Origin of the sequence: Pseudoalteromonas sp. SWXJZ94C (assembly GCF_015864385.1) — a bacterium.
In the GTDB taxonomy this organism is placed as follows: Bacteria; Pseudomonadota; Gammaproteobacteria; order Enterobacterales; family Alteromonadaceae; genus Pseudoalteromonas.
In genome coordinates this window covers 1-1,455 of the sequence record NZ_JADYXF010000126.1, presented here as the reverse complement: position 1 = coordinate 1,455, position 1,455 = coordinate 1, and the positions used below count along the sequence as shown (strand labels likewise).

At 34.6% G+C, this 1,455-nt stretch carries 3 protein-coding genes; all 3 read left to right on the top strand.

All coding sequences use genetic code 11. From position 1 onward, the window contains the following. Positions 1 to 147: 147 nt before the first annotated feature. A complete protein-coding gene (locus I6F65_RS21320) occupies positions 148 to 627 on the top strand; it encodes a hypothetical protein (RefSeq protein WP_197114831.1) in 480 nt (159 codons plus the stop codon). Between the two features lie 8 nt (positions 628 to 635). Beyond that, entirely contained in the window at positions 636 to 989 is a 354-nt protein-coding gene (locus tag I6F65_RS21315; RefSeq protein WP_197114830.1) for a hypothetical protein, read from the top strand. A 329-nt stretch (positions 990 to 1,318) separates the two neighbouring features. Then, a partial coding sequence (locus I6F65_RS21310; protein WP_197111189.1) for a transposase family protein occupies positions 1,319 to 1,455 on the top strand: 137 nt, incomplete at its 3' end.

Genomic DNA, 1,455 nt, shown 5'->3' with positions numbered 1-1,455 from the left:
AAAGGCTGAAACCAGTTTTAGTAAAGGTATGCCAGCAAAGCAGAAGAAAGCGATGCGCAGTACAGCTTATCTTGAAAAGGTATTGAATTTATAGTGTTTTTTTCATGCTCTTGCCCTGACTCTCTACCTAAAAATTCGAGCGAAGCTATGAGGAAGTTAGCTGAAATATTAGCGGTACCAACACATAAATTAGTTGGGGACGAAGACCAAATAGTAATGACTATGAGTGGAGTTATTTTGTACCGACATTTAAATCGTTTAGATAAAATTTCAGTAATGGGGATGATTCAAGATTTATCTTACCCACAATTACGAAATGAGCTTAGAGTTAAATGTTTAGACTCACTCGTTAACCCACAATGGGCTGAGTGGTCTTTAACAAATGAAGAGTTAAAAGAAGCTTTAGATTTTCACAACCAACTCAATAGGTGGTCAAGCTTGTTGGGGGGAAATCCTGGAGTGTATGGTGTTGCCGGTTCTGTATGGATTATCATTAAACAGGGTGCATCAACTAAGAATGTAACTGTTTTAGTAGCTTCGGTGATACTTTTCGGTGTTCATGAGTTTTCTTATAGCGAGCTCCAGAAGTACTCTAATGAATTAGAGCGACGTAAAGTTTTAAATTAAGGAAGAACATGAATTATATTAAGGCTTGTAGCTTCTTTGCAATTCTTTACATAGTGCTAATATTTTTTGGTGTGTTTATTAATTCTGTTTTAAAGATAACACCTGAAGTAAGTTTAAATATTGTAGCGTTGATTGCTACAACTTTTGTGGTTATTAAACTTAATTATATAAACTTTTTTGAAAGTAAATCACAACTTTTTTTCTCTTTATTTGGTGGAGGGAATACAATTATAGCGGCTTATCTTTTGGCTGTTATATTTAATAGTTTTACTCAGCCGACAATTAATGAAGGGGTTGTGGTTTTTGTTTTCAATACATTAGTTATTTATCTAACCATTCAAGTAGTGCTTAAAAAAACATAACAAGATAATTGGACTCCCAACTTCTATACTGAAGTAGAAGTTGGGAGTCCAATTATGGATAAGTTAAGAATTGGTGTCGATTTAGCTCATAAATTAATACAAGTTTGTAGTTCTACAAATAAAGAATCAGAGGGACCACCCATTAGAAAGTTCCGGTCAAGCAGGCTGCTGTGTTTTCTTGATCTTTTTATTCAAAAACCAAGTGTTCTTATTATTTAAACTCAATTTAAATATGACTACGCACCTAGTAATGACGTCAGGGCAAGATCACGAACTTTACCTTGACTTAAAAGTATGATCTTATACTCCTTTTTTCAAGGAGCATTCTCATGCTTGATATTCAGCTATTTAAATATTTCGAATCAATCGATGATCCTCGCCAACAAGGTAAAGTGGTTCATAAACTATTTGATATCATATTCTTAGCCGTCAGCGCTGTTGTGTCTGGATGCCAAGGCTGGGAAGA